Origin of the sequence: Lactobacillus sp. CBA3606, from assembly GCF_002970935.1 — a bacterium.
Lineage (GTDB): Bacteria > Bacillota > Bacilli > Lactobacillales > Lactobacillaceae > Lactiplantibacillus.
In genome coordinates this window covers 1,837,224-1,852,677 of the sequence record NZ_CP027194.1, presented here as the reverse complement: position 1 = coordinate 1,852,677, position 15,454 = coordinate 1,837,224, and the positions used below count along the sequence as shown (strand labels likewise).

17 protein-coding genes and 1 riboswitch are annotated in these 15,454 nt (G+C 45.9%); of the genes, 8 read left to right on the top strand and 9 right to left on the bottom strand.

Annotated features, from left to right (window positions below; translation table 11 throughout):
• Positions 1 to 292: 292 nt before the first annotated feature.
• Positions 293 to 1,717, top strand: coding sequence for a C69 family dipeptidase (locus C5Z26_RS08990; RefSeq protein ID WP_199774964.1), 1,425 nt, complete (start codon positions 293 to 295; stop codon positions 1,715 to 1,717).
• 134 nt (positions 1,718 to 1,851) lie between these two features.
• Here C5Z26_RS08990 and C5Z26_RS08985 read toward each other — a convergent pair whose 3' ends face one another.
• The gene (locus C5Z26_RS08985; RefSeq protein ID WP_105449626.1) at positions 1,852 to 2,565 is read right to left on the bottom strand and encodes a glucosamine-6-phosphate deaminase; all 714 of its coding nucleotides are present in this window, start codon (positions 2,563 to 2,565) and stop codon (positions 1,852 to 1,854) included.
• 404 nt (positions 2,566 to 2,969) lie between these two features.
• On the opposite strand from C5Z26_RS08985, the gene greA reads away from it, so the two are divergent.
• Positions 2,970 to 3,440 carry a transcription elongation factor GreA gene (gene greA, locus C5Z26_RS08980; RefSeq protein ID WP_105449625.1) on the top strand — a complete coding sequence of 157 codons (471 nt, stop codon included), beginning with the start codon at positions 2,970 to 2,972 and terminating at the stop codon, positions 3,438 to 3,440.
• Positions 3,441 to 3,552: 112 nt separating this feature from the next.
• On the opposite strand, the gene C5Z26_RS08975 is transcribed toward greA, so the two are convergent.
• Together C5Z26_RS08975 and C5Z26_RS08970 are read right to left on the bottom strand one after the other, a co-directional pair.
• Positions 3,553 to 4,383, bottom strand: a complete 831-nt coding sequence (locus C5Z26_RS08975; protein ID WP_105449624.1) for an aldo/keto reductase — start codon at positions 4,381 to 4,383, stop codon at positions 3,553 to 3,555.
• Positions 4,384 to 4,400: 17 nt separating this feature from the next.
• The gene (locus C5Z26_RS08970; protein WP_105450165.1) at positions 4,401 to 4,877 is read right to left on the bottom strand and encodes a glutathione peroxidase; all 477 of its coding nucleotides are present in this window, start codon (positions 4,875 to 4,877) and stop codon (positions 4,401 to 4,403) included.
• Positions 4,878 to 5,031: 154 nt separating this feature from the next.
• Positions 5,032 to 5,124, top strand: a riboswitch (TPP riboswitch).
• 105 nt (positions 5,125 to 5,229) lie between these two features.
• Between C5Z26_RS08970 and C5Z26_RS08965 the strand changes: the two genes are divergently transcribed.
• The 3 genes from C5Z26_RS08965 to C5Z26_RS08955 are packed head-to-tail and all read left to right on the top strand — an operon-like array spanning position 5,230 to position 7,883.
• Complete coding sequence (locus tag C5Z26_RS08965; protein ID WP_105449623.1) at positions 5,230 to 5,802, top strand: ECF transporter S component; 573 nt, start codon at positions 5,230 to 5,232, stop codon at positions 5,800 to 5,802.
• Positions 5,803 to 5,817: 15 nt separating this feature from the next.
• Positions 5,818 to 7,227, top strand: a complete 1,410-nt coding sequence (locus C5Z26_RS08960) for an ABC transporter ATP-binding protein (RefSeq protein WP_105449622.1) — start codon at positions 5,818 to 5,820, stop codon at positions 7,225 to 7,227.
• Positions 7,224 to 7,883, top strand: a complete 660-nt coding sequence (locus tag C5Z26_RS08955) for an energy-coupling factor transporter transmembrane component T family protein (RefSeq protein ID WP_105449621.1) — start codon at positions 7,224 to 7,226, stop codon at positions 7,881 to 7,883. Before C5Z26_RS08960 ends, C5Z26_RS08955 begins: the two co-directional genes overlap by 4 nt.
• Positions 7,884 to 8,022: 139 nt before the next feature.
• Here C5Z26_RS08955 and C5Z26_RS08950 read toward each other — a convergent pair whose 3' ends face one another.
• Positions 8,023 to 9,534: an ATP-binding cassette domain-containing protein gene (locus tag C5Z26_RS08950; RefSeq protein ID WP_105449620.1), complete on the bottom strand. Its 1,512-nt coding sequence runs from the start codon at positions 9,532 to 9,534 to the stop codon at positions 8,023 to 8,025.
• A gap of 294 nt (positions 9,535 to 9,828) precedes the next feature.
• On the opposite strand from C5Z26_RS08950, the gene C5Z26_RS08945 reads away from it, so the two are divergent.
• Both C5Z26_RS08945 and C5Z26_RS08940 read left to right on the top strand, forming a co-directional pair.
• On the top strand, positions 9,829 to 10,218 hold the full coding sequence (locus C5Z26_RS08945; protein WP_105449619.1) for a fluoride efflux transporter FluC: 390 nt from the start codon (positions 9,829 to 9,831) through the stop codon (positions 10,216 to 10,218).
• Positions 10,212 to 10,565 carry a fluoride efflux transporter FluC gene (locus C5Z26_RS08940; protein ID WP_105449618.1) on the top strand — a complete coding sequence of 118 codons (354 nt, stop codon included), beginning with the start codon at positions 10,212 to 10,214 and terminating at the stop codon, positions 10,563 to 10,565. The genes C5Z26_RS08945 and C5Z26_RS08940 overlap by 7 nt, the downstream gene beginning before the upstream one ends.
• 103 nt (positions 10,566 to 10,668) lie before the next feature.
• Here C5Z26_RS08940 and C5Z26_RS08935 read toward each other — a convergent pair whose 3' ends face one another.
• On the bottom strand, positions 10,669 to 10,863 hold the full coding sequence (locus tag C5Z26_RS08935; protein WP_105449617.1) for a small multidrug resistance protein: 195 nt from the start codon (positions 10,861 to 10,863) through the stop codon (positions 10,669 to 10,671).
• A gap of 137 nt (positions 10,864 to 11,000) precedes the next feature.
• Complete coding sequence (locus C5Z26_RS08930) at positions 11,001 to 12,188, bottom strand: acetate/propionate family kinase (RefSeq protein ID WP_105449616.1); 1,188 nt, start codon at positions 12,186 to 12,188, stop codon at positions 11,001 to 11,003.
• A 113-nt stretch (positions 12,189 to 12,301) separates the two neighbouring features.
• Between C5Z26_RS08930 and C5Z26_RS08925 the strand changes: the two genes are divergently transcribed.
• Positions 12,302 to 13,168 (top strand): NFACT RNA binding domain-containing protein, encoded by an 867-nt coding sequence (locus tag C5Z26_RS08925; RefSeq protein ID WP_234005667.1) that lies wholly within the window; start codon positions 12,302 to 12,304, stop codon positions 13,166 to 13,168.
• Between the two features lie 119 nt (positions 13,169 to 13,287).
• Here the strand turns inward: C5Z26_RS08925 and C5Z26_RS08920 are convergent, their stop codons facing one another.
• From C5Z26_RS08920 to C5Z26_RS08910, 3 genes are all read right to left on the bottom strand, one after another.
• Positions 13,288 to 13,509 carry a hypothetical protein gene (locus C5Z26_RS08920; protein WP_105449615.1) on the bottom strand — a complete coding sequence of 74 codons (222 nt, stop codon included), beginning with the start codon at positions 13,507 to 13,509 and terminating at the stop codon, positions 13,288 to 13,290.
• 101 nt (positions 13,510 to 13,610) lie between these two features.
• Positions 13,611 to 14,600 (bottom strand): aldo/keto reductase, encoded by a 990-nt coding sequence (locus tag C5Z26_RS08915; protein ID WP_105449614.1) that lies wholly within the window; start codon positions 14,598 to 14,600, stop codon positions 13,611 to 13,613.
• 19 nt (positions 14,601 to 14,619) lie between these two features.
• Positions 14,620 to 15,243: a histidine phosphatase family protein gene (locus C5Z26_RS08910; protein ID WP_105449613.1), complete on the bottom strand. Its 624-nt coding sequence runs from the start codon at positions 15,241 to 15,243 to the stop codon at positions 14,620 to 14,622.
• Between the last annotated feature and the right edge of the window lie 211 nt (positions 15,244 to 15,454).

The window sequence follows — 15,454 nt, the reverse complement described above, 5'->3', positions numbered from 1 at the left end:
ACTAAAGCTCCTTCCTTTTTCTTAACGTCTCTATCATATCGAGTATAGAAAACGGTTTCAAGGAGTTCTAGGTAGACCCGTGGCACAGGAAAGTGTGCCAAAATTAAACTCACTAATTCACAAGTCAAAAGGTTGGCACACGCTCGCAAATTGCTAATTTAAAAGGAATGATAGCCGTTTCATGAATTCAATTGCCACCTAAATGATTGCGTTTTCACAAGTGACTCATCTGACCACCGTTGAATTCTCGCCTCAGACTCCTATACTAGAAGCAATCAAGGGGGCAACACTAATGATAAATAAAAGTTCTGATTGCACCGAAATATTAGTCGGTAAAGCCGCTAGTATCGATGGGTCCACGATGGTCGCACGTAACGAGGATGGTTACGGCCCAATTAATCCCATTAAATTTGTAGTCCATCCTGCTACTGATCAGCCGAACGCGACCTTCACCTCGGTCACAACCGGCGTGACGGTGCCGTTACCCGACCACGCTTACCGTTATACGGGTACCCCACAGGCAGACCAAAGCGACGGTCAATATGAAGAAGCTGGGATTAATGACCATAACGTCGGCATGAGTGCAACTGAAACCACAGCCACTAATGCCCGTGTTTTAGGTTACGATCCACTCGTCACCGATGGGATTAATGAGGAAGCAATGGTCACATTAGTGTTGCCGTACATCAAAAGTGCGAAAGCCGGCGTCCAACGGCTGGGTGCCTTAATCGAAAAATACGGGACTGGTGAAAGCAACAGCATTGCGTTCAATGACCATAATGATATCTGGTTGTTAGAAACTGCTGGCGGTCATCATTGGGGCGCCATGCGCTTACCTGAAGCGACCTATGCAATTGTCCCTAACCAAATGGTCATAGAAGAACTGGATTTAAACGATACTGATAACTTTTTAGGTGCCACCGATTTAGTGGCCTTTGTTAACCAGAACCATTTGAATCCCGCTCCTGATCACTTTAATTTCCGTCAAATTTTTGGGACCCATGGCGAAGACGATGCCTACTACAACACGCCGCGAACTTGGTACGGGCAAACCTTGTTCAACCCTGAGATAACCACACAACAACCGACCGATCAAACGATGCCAATGTCTCGTAAACCCAGCCATTTATTAGCAGTTGATGACGTTCAGTTCTTCCTATCGTCACACTATAATGGCACGCCATATGATCCATTTGACACCTATGCTTCTGGAACTGTTGCGGAACAAAAGCGGTACCGTTCGATTGCGATGGACCGCAATCAATGTCAATCCATCTTGCAAATCCGCAATGATGTTCCGGCCGAACAAGCGGCGATTCAATGGGTAACGATGGGCTTATTCGCCTATGCGCCCGCCGTCCCATTCTTTACCAACATTAATGACACGCCGCTGGACTACCGCAATACGACAGCCACGGTCGATAGCCACAACGTCTACTGGTTAAACAAAACCTTATCCGCTTTGATTGAACCACACTGGCACGACTTCGCCGCCACGGTTAATGCCTTTCGTGCTGGGTGCCAATCCTATGCGTTGGGCCGTGTGGCGAAGACGGATGCCATGGTTAAAGGAAAAAATGTCGCAACTACTTTAACGCGGGCAAACGCTGAAACAGCTGGTGAAATCTCAAAACGGACCTATGCTTTATTCGATCAGCTGGTTAAACAAAGCTTATTATTATCAGCAACTAGTTGGGAAAAAGGCCAGAATCTATAACTTGATATTTGATACAAAAAACGTCACCTTGATTAATTTTAGGGTGACGTTTTTTCGATTGTTTTTCAACCAGCAAAAAAACATCACAAAACCAAAATGGTCTCGTGATGCTAAGCTTCTAGGATGCGTTTAAATTAGTATTTTTTGCTTAATTTGCTAGCTGCAGCTTCATCAATAATAACGGTAACGTTAGGATGATTTTGCAAAATGCTGGCTGGTAGATCAGGGGTGTCAGGACCTTCAATCATGCCCTTAACTGCGTCGGCTTTGTTCTCGCCAAAGGCTTCAAGCAATAAGTGCTTGCTCTTCATGATTGAAGCTAAGCCCATTGAGAAGGCTTGCTTAGGCACATCATTTTCGCTGGCGAAGAACCGAGCGTTGGCTTCGATGGTTGACGGTGTTAAATCAACAACATGGGTCGTAACATCGCGAGAAGTACCAGGTTCGTTAAACCCAATATGACCATTCCGACCAATTCCTAAGATTTGTAAATCAATTGGATGTTCGTCGATAACCTTGTCATAACGTTTAACTTCTTCATCTGGATTAGCAGCTAACCCATTTGGTAAGAATGACGCCTTGAATGGCTTTTGGTCAAATAAATGTGATTGCATGAAATATTTGTAACTTTGGTCATTGTCTGGTGCAATACCAACATATTCATCCAAGTTAACGGATGTGCAGTTACTGAAATCTAAGTCACTCTTTACGATTTCTTGATAAGTTGTAACGGGTGTTGAACCAGTTGCCAACCCAAATACTTTAGCCCCATCATCTAAGGCATCCTTAAAGACCTTAAATCCTTCTTTGCCGCCGGCAGCTTGATCCTTTACTACGATAACTTTCATAATTAACTGACTCCCTCTTTGTTTGGTATAGTCCAATTGTATATTGGTCTAGACTAAAATTCAAGCAGTTTGTTCAAAATATTTTATTTTTCTTTGTAATCGCTACCATATTCACCGATAATGCCACTGTCTAAATAACATAACAATTGTATTTTTACATTAATTTGCCTATACTGAGAGTGTTCGTAACTCCGTAAGGCGTGAGAAACCTTACGACTAGCCAAAGCTGTAAAGCTATTGGCTATTTTTTTTACTTTGATTGTTAACTAGTCTGTCGAACCAGTTCCAACTTATTAATAATAAAGTGTTGATGATTAGCTAACTAACCCCTATCCAGTACCAATTCAAATTAATTTGCGGTAAACTATTGTCAGCAAAATCCAAGTAATGTGAGGTTTTAACTCATGGAACCAACCTTTAATAAAATGACTGCTGCCGGTTACCACGCGATTGAACAAGAAATTGCTGAATTGATTGCCCAACGTCCACACCGCATCAAAGTGCTGGCAGCCGCGGCCGCATTAGGTGACCGCTCTGAAAACGCCGAATATACGAATTCCAAACGCGATTTGGGCCGTTTGGAAAGTCGCGTTCGCTTTTTAAATAAGCAATTGCAATACGCTAAGGTCGTTACGCCGGCTGATAATGATCAACTTGATATTGGCAAATCAGTCACGTTAGAATTCATGGATGACCACGACCGTGTCACTTACCAATTAGTCGGTAAACAAGAGGCCAACTTAACCGATAACAAAATTTCATTTACCTCACCTATTGGTGCTGCCCTGAACCAACATACCGTTGATGACATCGTCACCGTCATGGCGCCCAATGGTCATTACCAAGTTAAAATTATTGCGATTCATAAGGCCTAAAGTTCCCGTTACGACTGTTTTAATGATAAAAATAAGTGCTGGCAGAATTTTGTAACTTCTGCCAGCACTTATTTTTTGTCTCAATCGCATTTTCCAAACATTGTAATCTGACTTAAAACTCTTGATAAACGGCGGGGTCTTGGGCTTTCAGGCGGCCATCCGCCTGACTTAACCCATTAATGGTTGCCATATCTGCCGCTGAAATTTCAAAATCAAAAATAGCGAGATTGCCGGCTTGCCGCCCAGGGGTTGAAGACTTGGGAATTGGCAATACCCCGAGTTGCGTTTCCCAGCGTAAAATCAATTGACCCACATTTTTGTCATAGGTGGTTGCTAGCTTTTTAAGCGTTGGATTTTTTAACAGCTCACTGGCCCGGCCAAGCGGACTCCAAGCTTGTGTTAAGATGCCGTGCGCCGTGTCATAGTCACGCTGATCTGCTTGATTGAAGTATGGATGGAGTTCAACCTGATTAATCACCGGTAACACGCCCGTTTCCTGCGCTAGGCGGTCCAGATGAGCTGGCAAAAAGTTCGATACGCCGATTGACCGCACCAGCCCAAACTTTTGCGCATCAATCAAGGCTTGCCAAGCTTCCACATAGTGGTCTTCCTTGGGATTCGGCCAATGAATCAGATAGAGGTCATAATAATCTAACCCCGCCCGATATAAGGATTCTTCAATCGTTGCAATTGCTTCATGATAAGTATGATGCCGGCCGGGCAACTTCGATGAAATAATTAAGTCAGTGCGCGGTACCGTTGTCCGCCGTACCGCTTCACCAACGGCCCCTTCGTTTTCATAATTAAAAGCCGTATCCAATAACCGGTACCCACGATCGATAGCACTATCGATGACTTGAACCCCTTGTGCGCCATTCAATTTATAGGTGCCAAAACCAATCTTAGGGACCGTTAACCCATCGCTTAATGTATATGTTTCCACACTAAATTCCTCCCATCTTATGACCGATCCGCTAAGGCATCGCGAATCGCAGCTTCGAATGTTTCTGGTCGCGTGGTCGGTGCAAACCGATTTAAGACGCGCCCATCACGACCAATTAAAAATTTCGTAAAATTCCATTTTATCCGACCATGTCCCGCCGTTTGTTTCAGATAAGCAAACAGTGGATCTTCATCCTCACCGTTGACTAACACCCGCTTAGTCATCGGAAAAGTGACGCCATAATGCCGTTGACAATAGTCATGGGTCGCTGCGTCATCCGCCTTTTCTTGGTGGAATTGATTCGAAGGCAAGCCTAGAACAACCAAGCCCTCTGCTTTATATTTTAGATACAACGCTTCTAAGCCTTTAAACTGCGGTGCTAAGCCACAATTGCTAGCCGTATTCACAATTAAAATCACTTGCCCACGGTACTGCTCTAATGCGAGTGAATCGCCGGTCATTTCAGTCTCTTTAAAATCATATATTGTTGTCATCTTAACAACCTCCAACTTGACTGCCACTTGATTAACTTGCAAGTTTACTAACTTATAGTAAAGCACAAAATCATGATTTTCCAATGAACTTTGCTCACTCCTGGTAAGAAGTCATTGCATGCCCCGCTGAATTCGGTTACACTAAGCGTAACATTCATAGCAACTGGGGTGCCAAATGGCTGAGATAATACCCATTGAACCTGAATCTGGACAATGCCAGCGCAGGGAGCAATGCTTTTAGGGAACCATCAATATGGACTTTAGCCGGCCACCACTAGTTATTTATGACTAATGGTGACCGTTTTTAGTCTACCGAATGCATGAATGCCACATTATTGGGGAGGTTTTATTGATGAACTGGACAAAAGCATGGCATTTAAGTGATATTATTCTGATTGCATTAATCGGGATCTTTTTTGGGGCAATTTTTATGGGAACTAACTATGTTTATGACGTTTTAACAGCGCTTTTAGCGCCCGTTGGCCTATCCGGGCTCGCCAATGAACTCTTACTAGGTCTTTGGTGTATGCCAGGGATGTTAGCCGGCTACCTGATACGCCTAAAAGGAGCCGCAACACTAGGCGAACTACTTGCTTCAATTGTCGAAATGTTTTTTGGCGGTCAATGGGGGATTTCAACTTTGATTTCGGGAGTGACACAAGGTATCGGTGCTGAATTAGGTTACGTAATCACGCGCTATCGGCACTATGACTGGTTCGGCCTGACCGCTTCGGCCCTAACGACCACCATCGTCACCTTTGCTTGGGACTTGGCTCGCAACGGTTATATCAAGCTCCAACTTTGGTTACTAATTTTGTACTTCGTCGTCCGCTTCTGTTCCATGTTCTTATTTGGCGGCGTCTTAACTCGCTTAATCACCAATTTATTAGATCGTAGTCATGTTTTTAGAACACACACTAATTAGAAAAGGGGCTTTTTGATGGCAACGATTGCGCTAAAAAAACTCACTTATACGTATCCGGCGGCGCAAACGCCCATCTTTGATCAGGCAACGCTCACCTTTCCGGCCCACCAGTTCACTTTACTAACGGGGCCATCCGGTGCAGGCAAATCCACCTTACTCAAATTGATGGCCGGTTTATTACCTGCAACCGCCGCTACCGATGCCATTTATTATGACCAAACTCGGCTCACCGACTTACCACTCACCAAACGTGCTAGTCAAGTGGCGTTAATGTTTCAAAATCCGAACCAGCAATTCGCTATGGATACGGTCGAAAATGAATTAATCTTTGCATTAGAGAATCGCCAAGTCGACCCGGCCGCCATGCCAGCCAAAATCACCCGCGCCTTAGACTTAGTCGGTATCGGGCCACTCCGCCAGCGCTTGTTAGATCAGTTATCCGGTGGAGAAAAGCAAAAAGTCGCCTTAGCGGTCATTGTTGCCATGGATAGTGCCGTTATTTTATTAGATGAACCCTTTGCTAGCGTTGACCCGGCGGCGCGCGCGAGTCTGTTACAGTGTCTCGTTCAGCTCCGTGACCAAGCTGGTAAAACCATTATTTTAGCGGATCACGTTTTCACTGGTTATGCCCCCCTCATTGATAATCTGGTTCAGATTACTGCCGGCCAAGGCTTAGCCACGTTACCACCAAGTCAGTGGGCCTCGTTACTAACAGCCTTTGAAACGCCAACGAAAACTTGGCCCGTACCGGCGCCAACTGCGACGCCGCTGTTTAAGCTCGCTAACGTGCAACTAATGGCCGGAACCCGACTTTTGTTAGCTCCCACTGACCTATTGTTATACCAGCATCACAATACCTTGATTACCGGACCAAATGGCAGTGGCAAATCAACTTTTTTTGAAGCACTCGTCCGTTTGGCCCCCTATTTGGGAACAATTAGCTACACTGGTCATGACATCAAAAAAATCAAGCGTCGACCATATGCGCGCCAAGTGGCATTGCTATTCCAAGAGGCTGAGACGCAATTCTTAACGATTACCATGGCCGAGGAATTAGCGCTTAGCCAGCAACACGCTTATGGGGACTATTTCACGCCAGCCCGGATTCAGGCAGCATTACAACAACTGAATCTAGCCGACCACACCGACCAAGTCATCTATACGTTAAGCGAAGGGCAAAAGAAAAAGCTACAGATATTAACGATGCTCATCATGCAGACGCCGGTATTGCTCATGGACGAACCACTAAAAGGGCTGGACTTAGCTTCGGTGCAGGCATTAGTCACGTTATTGCAGACCACGCAAGCAGCCACCCAGCAAACCTTGATTATTATTAGTCATCAGTTAACTGGTCTGACCTCTTTAATTGATTATCATTTGCGGTTCAATCAGCAGCATTTACGCTATCCGGAGGTGCGCTCATGAATCCTAGTATTAAGTTATTACTATTATTAACAATTGCCTTAGAAATTTCGTTTACAACGATTATCAGTCTCAACGTGGCATTAGTCCTCTTAGCCATCATCGACCTGCTTTGGCACGGGATCAAGTTGCGCACGCTCGGTTGGTTATTATTGGTGCCATTGCTACCCGCTATCGGTCTATGGAGTACCCAATATATCAATGGTAGTGGCAATCAGACCATGATGGCCTGGGTGTTATTTACCCGGATTTATGCGTTCGTCTTTACCGGAGCAACCTTTACGCTAACGACTAACATTCTCCAATTAGCTGATTCATTGGAACAAAATTGGCATTTGCCCGCTAAATTTGCTTACGGGGTCTTAGCGGCTTATAACCTAGTCCCGAAGATTCAGCACGAAGTCAAAGTGATTCACACGGCAGGCTTAATGCGTGGTCAGGCGCTAAGTTTCTGGTCACCCAAGCTGTATTTCAAAGCCGTGCTAGTGGCTGTTAACTGGTCACAAAATCTGGCACAAGCAATGACGTCCCACGGGTTTGTCGAAGACGCACCACGCACTCATTATCGGCAAGTGCCATTGCAAGCACGTGATTGGGCCCTCTTAATTAGCGGTATTATTTTAATGCAACTTGGCGTCTTCATTATTCCTTGGCCCTAGCCTTAAAGTGCGCGAACCAAAAGTCGAGTTATTGACGCACATTACCTTAAAATCGGCAGTCATTCTCAATACCTGAATGACTGCCGATTTTAGATTAAGTGACATTAAACTGACTTTTAATCCACGCACGTTGTACGCCTTATTTTAAGGCCTCAATTTGCGTACGCAAGGCTTGGATGTCAGCAGTTTTAGCAGTTGGATCTTGCATTAATTGATCATACTTGAACTGCAACAACGGTAAATCTGACGGTTGGGCCGCTTGTGTGGCAACTTGGGCTGGGTCAATCAAAGTCCGGTCAGCGAAGGTTAACGTCCGCGTCACGACTTGTTGCCGAAAAGTCGCATCATGGGAGACAAACAAGACCGTGCCGGGATAATGTTGCAAGTAAGCCGCTAATGCATCTAAGGCGGCGACGTCTAAATAATTGGTCGGTTCATCCAAAATTAAGACGTTGTACATCCCAACTAAAATCCGGGCCAATTGTAGCTTGACCAACTCGCCACCACTCAAGTTTGCCACGAGTTGTGAATAGAATCTGGCCGGCAATCCCAGGGCGCCCAAAACATTGCGAATCGTTTGATCAGGCAACGCACTGGTCGCACGGACTGTTTTCCAGACTGTCAACTGGTCATCTAGCACTGTCATATCTTGATTAAAAACGCCGATTTTAGCAGTTGGTGCCACGGCTAATCCTGCCGTCCTAGCTTGAATAGCCTGTAATAGCGTTGTTTTGCCACAGCCATTCGGACCGACTAATGCCACCCGTTCGCCCGGTTTGATTTGCAAGTTAAGTTGTTTTAAAAGCGTTTGGTTGAACGCCTTTAAGGTAAAGTCCGTCGCAGCAACGACTGTTTTACCCGTCAACGGTGGAAAATCAGTTGCCACTAATTTGAAACCAGTCGCAGTCACTGGTTTGGCAACGGTTGCTTCACGCGCCCCACGCTGGCCCAAGCTACTAGCACTGCGTTCCAACTTGGCAGCCGTTGCTTCCCGTAGCGATTTTGAATTAGCCCGTTCCGCTGGTGTTAAACGTCGACTGCCACGCCGAACGCGTTGGGCTTTCTCCCGTCGCGCCTGCATGGCCCGTTGTAACTCCTGCGTATGTCGCGTTTGGCGGGCATACGCATTTTGTTGACTGGCTAATTGTTGCGCCTGTACCGCGGCGTAAGCCGCATAATTACCGGCATAGGCCGTAAATTGGTGTTGCGCAACCGCCCATGTCTGGTCAGTCACTGCATTGAGCAGCTGGCGATCATGCGAGATGAGCAGCAATAGACCGCGATATTGCTGTAGCTTTTTAATCAACCACGCTTGATGCGTTTCATCCAAATTCGATGACGGTTCATCCAAAATTAGTATTGCCGGTCGCGCTTGTAATGCCTGCCGTACCCGGGCCAACATGGCTTGCCCACCACTGCGTTCATGATTCGCCGCAATTTGTGGCACATAGCGGACTGGTGCATCGACTACTATTTGACCAGTATAATCCTGGTCGGCGCCCGTAATCAGGTGTGCCAAGGTCGATTTACCAGCACCATTGCGACCCACAACGCCAATATGCGCCGAGCCCGTCGCTTGTAATTGGTCAATTTCAAACAACGTTTGACCATTGATTTGTTTTTCAATTTTACTTAATTTAAGACTTACCACGTTAAATTCCCCCTTAAATTCAGGGATTAAACTGGGCACAAAAAAAGTGCTCTCAATTAAGAGACCACTGGCATTTAGTATCCTGCCAGCCCAACTAATTAATCCCAAGAAAAGACAGTTGACCCCTTAAAGAGTGGTCAAAACTGTTCAATTGCTCGCATTAATTAGTTACGCATTGGCTGAATACCCCGTTTTTCATAAGTTGTGTTATAGGTTAACATGCTTTAATTTATTTTGCAACTAGCCGGCAAAGGCTTTAAACTGAAACTAAACAATCCAAAGGAGCCCAATATTTTGAAAAAAATAAGTGCCATCGCCATTTTTGGCTTTATCGGTGGCGGTAGTCGCGAATGGCTCAGTCTGCTCATCAGCTGGCCGCAACATTTTTGGCTAACCGTCATTATTAACGTGACGGGTGCTTTCCTGTTGAGTCTCGTGACGCAATTACTCCCAACCTGGCTACCGCTGTCCGAAGCGGTCATCACCGGGTTAAGCGTTGGCCTCATCGGTAGTTTTACCACTTTTTCAACGTTCACATTCGAAACCTTGCAACTACTCCAACAACATCAGCTGGGCTTAGTAGGCGCCTACGTCGGCACCAGCTTGGGATTAGGACTTATTGCCGGTTTAGCGGGAAATTTACTGAGTCATTATTGGCTGACTAAGGGGGCGACCCCATGTTGATCGCAGTTAGTCTAGTTGGTGGTGGCGCGGCACTGGGCGCCCTCACTCGCTATGGTGTCATGACCCTCGCCAAGCCACTCAATCAACGTTGGGCCTTCCCTCTCGCTACCTTCATCATCAACCTTAGTGGGGCCCTATTGCTTGGCTGGGATTTGCCCAGTTCACTGCCACCATTATGGCAACTTTTTTTAGGTGCTGGTATTATGGGTGGCCTGACAACCTTTGCCACCATGATTAACGAAATTGTTTTATTAGCACGCCACCATCATTGGACCACCGCTAGTTGGTATTTAAGCCTCAGCCTTTTTGGCGGCCTCAGTTTTGTTTGGCTAGGAACTTTGCTTTAAACCAATATCCGCCTGAGCTGTACTTTTCATCTTACATCAAAAAGCCGTTAGTCATAATCCACCAGTGATTATGACTAACGGCTTTAAAAATAGCTTGAATTTACTAATTACGAAATGGGCTGGCAACTAAGGCTAAACCACCAATGGCTAGCACGGCAACGCCTAACCATAAAGCAATCCGAATTAAGAATAGGCCGACCACAATCATGGCCGCCAATCCAATCAGCCAAAAACCAACTTTAAAGACAACTTTCAGCAACCAAAAGCCAATTACTAAAGCAATCAATAACCCGATCATCTATGCGCTCAACAAACTGAGCTTCCCTCCTTACGGTCATCGCGACTGCTGGTTGAACAAACTTGTTCTCAACGTTAAGTTTAGCATGGGCTGGCACCCAACGCCTACCGTCCAGTTCCAAGTTTAGGAAAGCTTAATTACTGTTGTAGTGCGGCGACCTGGCGCACCATCGCTAACTCTTCGTTGGTTGGAATTAACATGACTTTAATCGCTGAATCGGCACTACTAATCACGCCTTCGTTACCGGCAGCATTCAAGTCAGCATCTAACTTAAGGCCAAAGATACTTAATTCATCCACAATTTGTTGCCGTAATTGCGCATTGTGTTCACCAATCCCACCGGCAAAGATCACCGCATCGGCCCCATGCAATTCAGTCAAGTAACTACCGGCATACTTCGTAATGCGGTTCACAAAAATATCAACCGCTAACTTTGCCTGTGGATTAGTTGTTTCTTGCGCTTTAATCTCACGCATATCTGGTGAAATGCCTGAAACACCGAGTAAACCCGACTGGTTATTCAACATCATCATGATTTCATTGGGATCACTAATCTTCAAGACTTGCATTAAATAAGGCAGCACGGCTGGATCGACATCCCCAGCACGTGTTCCCATCGTAACCCCCGTTAATGGTGTAAAGCCCATCGAAGTATCGTAAGCTTTGCCAGCTTTAACGGCGGCTAATGACGCACCACTACCCAAGTGTAACGTCACTAAGTCGACTGCTGAAACGGGCTTACCCAATAGTTCTGCCGCCCGATTAGTCAAGTAGCGATGTGAAATACCATGTTCGCCATACCGTCGAATATGGTATTTTTGAGTTAATTCATACGGCAAACTATAAATCGCGTTCATCTCTGGCAAATCCGTAAAGAATTGGCTGTCAAAAACAGCATATTGCTTCACATTGGGTAATGTCTGCGCCATGGTTTCAATCCCTTTTGCTTCCATCGGATTGTGTAACGGCGCAAAGTTACTTAACTGTTTAATTGTGTCTAAGACGGCCGGCGTTACTTCCACCGCCTGCTTGAACGTTTCACCACCGGCAACCACCCGATGGGCAACCGCTGTAATTTCTGTCAACGTTTGAATCACCTGCAACCGTTGCAGTTCTGCCAACATCATTTGAGCCGCTTGGTTCTGGTCCAAATTATCAACCACGGTCTCAAATTTTTGATGGTCACCGTACTTAATCGTAAAGATTGAGCCGGGCATACTAATTCGCTCTACCATACCGCTAGCTAGCACCGTTTCAGCGGGCATTTCAAATAACTGCCACTTTAACGACGAACTACCGGCATTAATAATTAATGTTTTTTGCATCGAAATATCAACCTCCCATATAATAGAATACCGAATTTTCATGAAAAGTGTTGAATTATTTTGAATGCGGTATACTAAACCTACGTTTATCTTCAAGCAAAGGACGGTTACTCATGTCAATTTCAACCGAACCAACCGATACACAACTCGTTCAAGCTGCGATGACCCGGCAGCTTTTTCGGACTGACAAACAAATTACAGCTTTGACCCGCGCCATTGGACAAGTGGGCGATGCCACCGACTTACAAGTCAAAGGCACTTTACTAAAAACCTACGCTAGCCAAATCACTGGTCATCAGCAGACTGTGACCTTGCCCGATTATCGAACCCCCGGACAAACTATCACGATTCCACTCGATGTGACCAAGTCGATCATGGTCAATGCAGAAGCTTACTTCCATGCTTATCGCAAAGCCAAGCGTGGCCTAGCAACCGTTACTGAACACTTACAAACAGCTAAGCAGCTTCGGCAAGCTCAACTCGACCGGCAAGCCAGCTTTCAACCGACCGATGCCACCCAAGTTGCCACGCTAAAACAAGCATTGATTGCTGAAGGCGCCTTGAAAACGCATATCTTACATTCATCGAAAGCCCCGGAACCAGCGCATCCCCGTCGTTTTTACACGAGCGACCACGTGTTAGTGGAAGTCGGTAAAGATAGCGATCAAAATGATCACTTGACCCTGACTGCCCGTAAGGATTACTACTGGATGCATGTGAGCGAACTCGCGGGATCACACGTGGTCATTCATAGTAATCACCCTAGCCAACAGACCTTGACTGAAGCGGCCGTCTTGACGGCTTACTACAGTAAAGGCCGCAAATACCCCCGGGTCCCGGTTGACGTCTTAAAAGTTAGTCAACTTCGAAAGCCGAAGGGCGCCAAATCTGGCCTCGTCACTTTTAGTGGTCAAGCGAAGACAATCACGGTCCGCCCAGATGCTGCATTAGTCAAACAGTTACGAGTTCAAGCTGATTAACACGTAACTTGGATCGAAAAAATAATCGCCGCAAGAATTTTTTTAACTCTTGCGACGATTATTTGGTATCGGTCATTAAAGATACCAAAGCAGACTTTTAGGCTCACTAGACGTACTAGTTAACGTTGCCACCAGGGTTCTTTCAAAAAGACAATCTCAGTCACATCGCTGATGGCAATTTGATTAACAATGCCGGCCTGTTGATTTAAGAAGACGGCCGTATCATTGACCGCTGCAATCAGGCCACTGGGATTGCGCCCATCCGTTAAGCCTAATCGCACCACACAATTCAATTCATACGCTTGTAATAACGACGCTTCAATTGTTTTCAGCTGTTCCATTCAGATCACCTCATCGAAAATAGTATCCTAATCATAGCACATTTACAGAACGCACGTTCGATATTTAAAGTTACAGTTTGATTACTTTTTAGGCCACCGACCTAGCCTAAAATTTGCTTGATTGTGGTCACTTCGGCGGCACTAAAAGTTAACTGTTGCGTCGCTGCTAAGTTCGCCCGTAAATGGGCCACACTGGTCGTGCCAATAATGACACTCGTCACCGTTTCTGAACGTAATAACCACGCTAACGCCATCTGAGCCAGGGTTTGGCCCCGTTGCATGGCAACTTGATTTAGTGCGTTCAAGCGTGCGACCACTGGTGCAGCGCCCGCTGCTAAAAGCGCTTGATTTGTTCGATGAATTGGAAAATCAGCCGGAATCCCAGCTAAATAGCGCTGCGTTAATAGGCCTTCTGCCAAGGGTCCATATGCCACCAAACCGGCCTGCGCCTGCGTCAAATAATCCAGCAAACCACTAGTGACTGCTTGCTGATTCAGTAAATTGTATGACACTTGATTGACCGTAAATGGCGTATGCATCGCTTTAAAATAGCCAACCATGGTTTCAGTTTGCGCTCGGTCATAATTAGAAATTCCGACGTACAGAGCCTTGCCTTGCCGCACTAATAAATCTAAAGCCGCTGCGGTTTCTTGGAGATCAATATTTGGATCCGGTCGATGAGAATAAAAGATATCCACATAATCCAAATTCATTCGCTGTAAACTGCGATCCAGCGAACTAATCAAGGTTTTCCGGGACCCAAACGCCCCATATGGCCCCGGCCAGGCTGGATAGCCTGCCTTCGTTGTAATCACCAATTCATCCCGGTAAGGCTTTAAATCCGTTTTCAGAATCTGGGCAAAGGTTTTTTCGGCTGAACCTTTGCTAGGACCATAGTTATTCGCTAAATCAAAGCTAAACACCCCATGATCAAAGGCATCTAACACTACGGCACGGGACTGTTCTAGTGGCGCGGTATCGCCAAAATTACGCCATAGTCCCAGTGACACGACTGGGAGTTGTAGCCCCGTGCGGCCTACTCGCCGAATCGGTAAATCTTGATAACGCGTCGCTGCTGCTGAATAAGTCAATTTAAATCATCCTCCATTTTTAAAAGCCAACCTGCCGATTATAATAGCTCACATAAGCGCGGTCTTCAGCTGGCACCACGGTCAGCTTCGTCATACTGGCATTATCCGGTTCAGGAATACTCATGGGATCAGCCGGTTTTAAGATGGCAAGTAACATCGCCTTCACCGTAAACCCGTGCGTCACCACGATAATCTGATCAGCTGGATGGGCTTGCGCCGTTGTCGTTAAGAAATCGGTCACCCGTTGGACCACGTGATCAAACGACTCACCCGCTGTGGCAACGGTGACATAGCTTGGCAGGACGTCGTGTAAGGCTGGATCAAAATATTGGGGATACTGCGCTTTTAGCGCGGCATTCTTTTGACCATCCCATTGACCATATGAAATTTCAAGTAAACGCTCATCGAGTGTGATTGGCAAATCACGACCATGATTTAAAATAGCGGCGGTTGCTTGCGTCCGAGCTAACGGACTCACGATTAAACGATCAGCAAAACTAATGTCAAAACGTGCTTGTAGGGCTTGCGCTTGGCGCTCACCGACCGCATTTAAATGTGTAATAGCGGTATTAATCGTCCCTTGTTTTAAGTCTTGCGCATTGGCGGTCGTTTGACCATGCCGGACAATATAGAAAGTAGTCATCAGCTGAATCTCCTTGCATTAATTGGCTTAGTTGCTTTTCATTATGCCACAATAATTTTAGTCATGTTAGCTTGACAAATTTTTACCGGCTTGGTAGATTTAAGGCAACGAAATTTTAGGAGTGGTCAGCATGGTTATTAATCGTCAAGCTAACTTAATCGTCTCCTCCTGGTCAACACAGACAACTGTGTCGGCCTAGTTTTGCGTTCCA

Coding starts and splice junctions, on each gene's coding strand:
- C5Z26_RS08970 (WP_105450165.1), bottom strand. CDS start 4,877: ATGACAACAATATATGATTTTAAAGAGACTGAAATGACCGGCGATTCA.
- C5Z26_RS08910 (WP_105449613.1), bottom strand. CDS start 15,243: ATGACTACTTTCTATATTGTCCGGCATGGTCAAACGACCGCCAATGCG.
- C5Z26_RS08935 (WP_105449617.1), bottom strand. CDS start 10,863: ATGATCGGGTTATTGATTGCTTTAGTAATTGGCTTTTGGTTGCTGAAA.
- C5Z26_RS08930 (WP_105449616.1), bottom strand. CDS start 12,188: ATGCAAAAAACATTAATTATTAATGCCGGTAGTTCGTCGTTAAAGTGG.
- C5Z26_RS08940 (WP_105449618.1), top strand. CDS start 10,212: ATGTTGATCGCAGTTAGTCTAGTTGGTGGTGGCGCGGCACTGGGCGCC.
- C5Z26_RS08920 (WP_105449615.1), bottom strand. CDS start 13,509: ATGGAACAGCTGAAAACAATTGAAGCGTCGTTATTACAAGCGTATGAA.
- greA (WP_105449625.1), top strand. CDS start 2,970: ATGGAACCAACCTTTAATAAAATGACTGCTGCCGGTTACCACGCGATT.
- C5Z26_RS08990 (WP_199774964.1), top strand. CDS start 293: ATGATAAATAAAAGTTCTGATTGCACCGAAATATTAGTCGGTAAAGCC.
- C5Z26_RS08925 (WP_234005667.1), top strand. CDS start 12,302: ATGTCAATTTCAACCGAACCAACCGATACACAACTCGTTCAAGCTGCG.
- C5Z26_RS08965 (WP_105449623.1), top strand. CDS start 5,230: ATGAACTGGACAAAAGCATGGCATTTAAGTGATATTATTCTGATTGCA.
- C5Z26_RS08955 (WP_105449621.1), top strand. CDS start 7,224: ATGAATCCTAGTATTAAGTTATTACTATTATTAACAATTGCCTTAGAA.
- C5Z26_RS08985 (WP_105449626.1), bottom strand. CDS start 2,565: ATGAAAGTTATCGTAGTAAAGGATCAAGCTGCCGGCGGCAAAGAAGGA.
- C5Z26_RS08960 (WP_105449622.1), top strand. CDS start 5,818: ATGGCAACGATTGCGCTAAAAAAACTCACTTATACGTATCCGGCGGCG.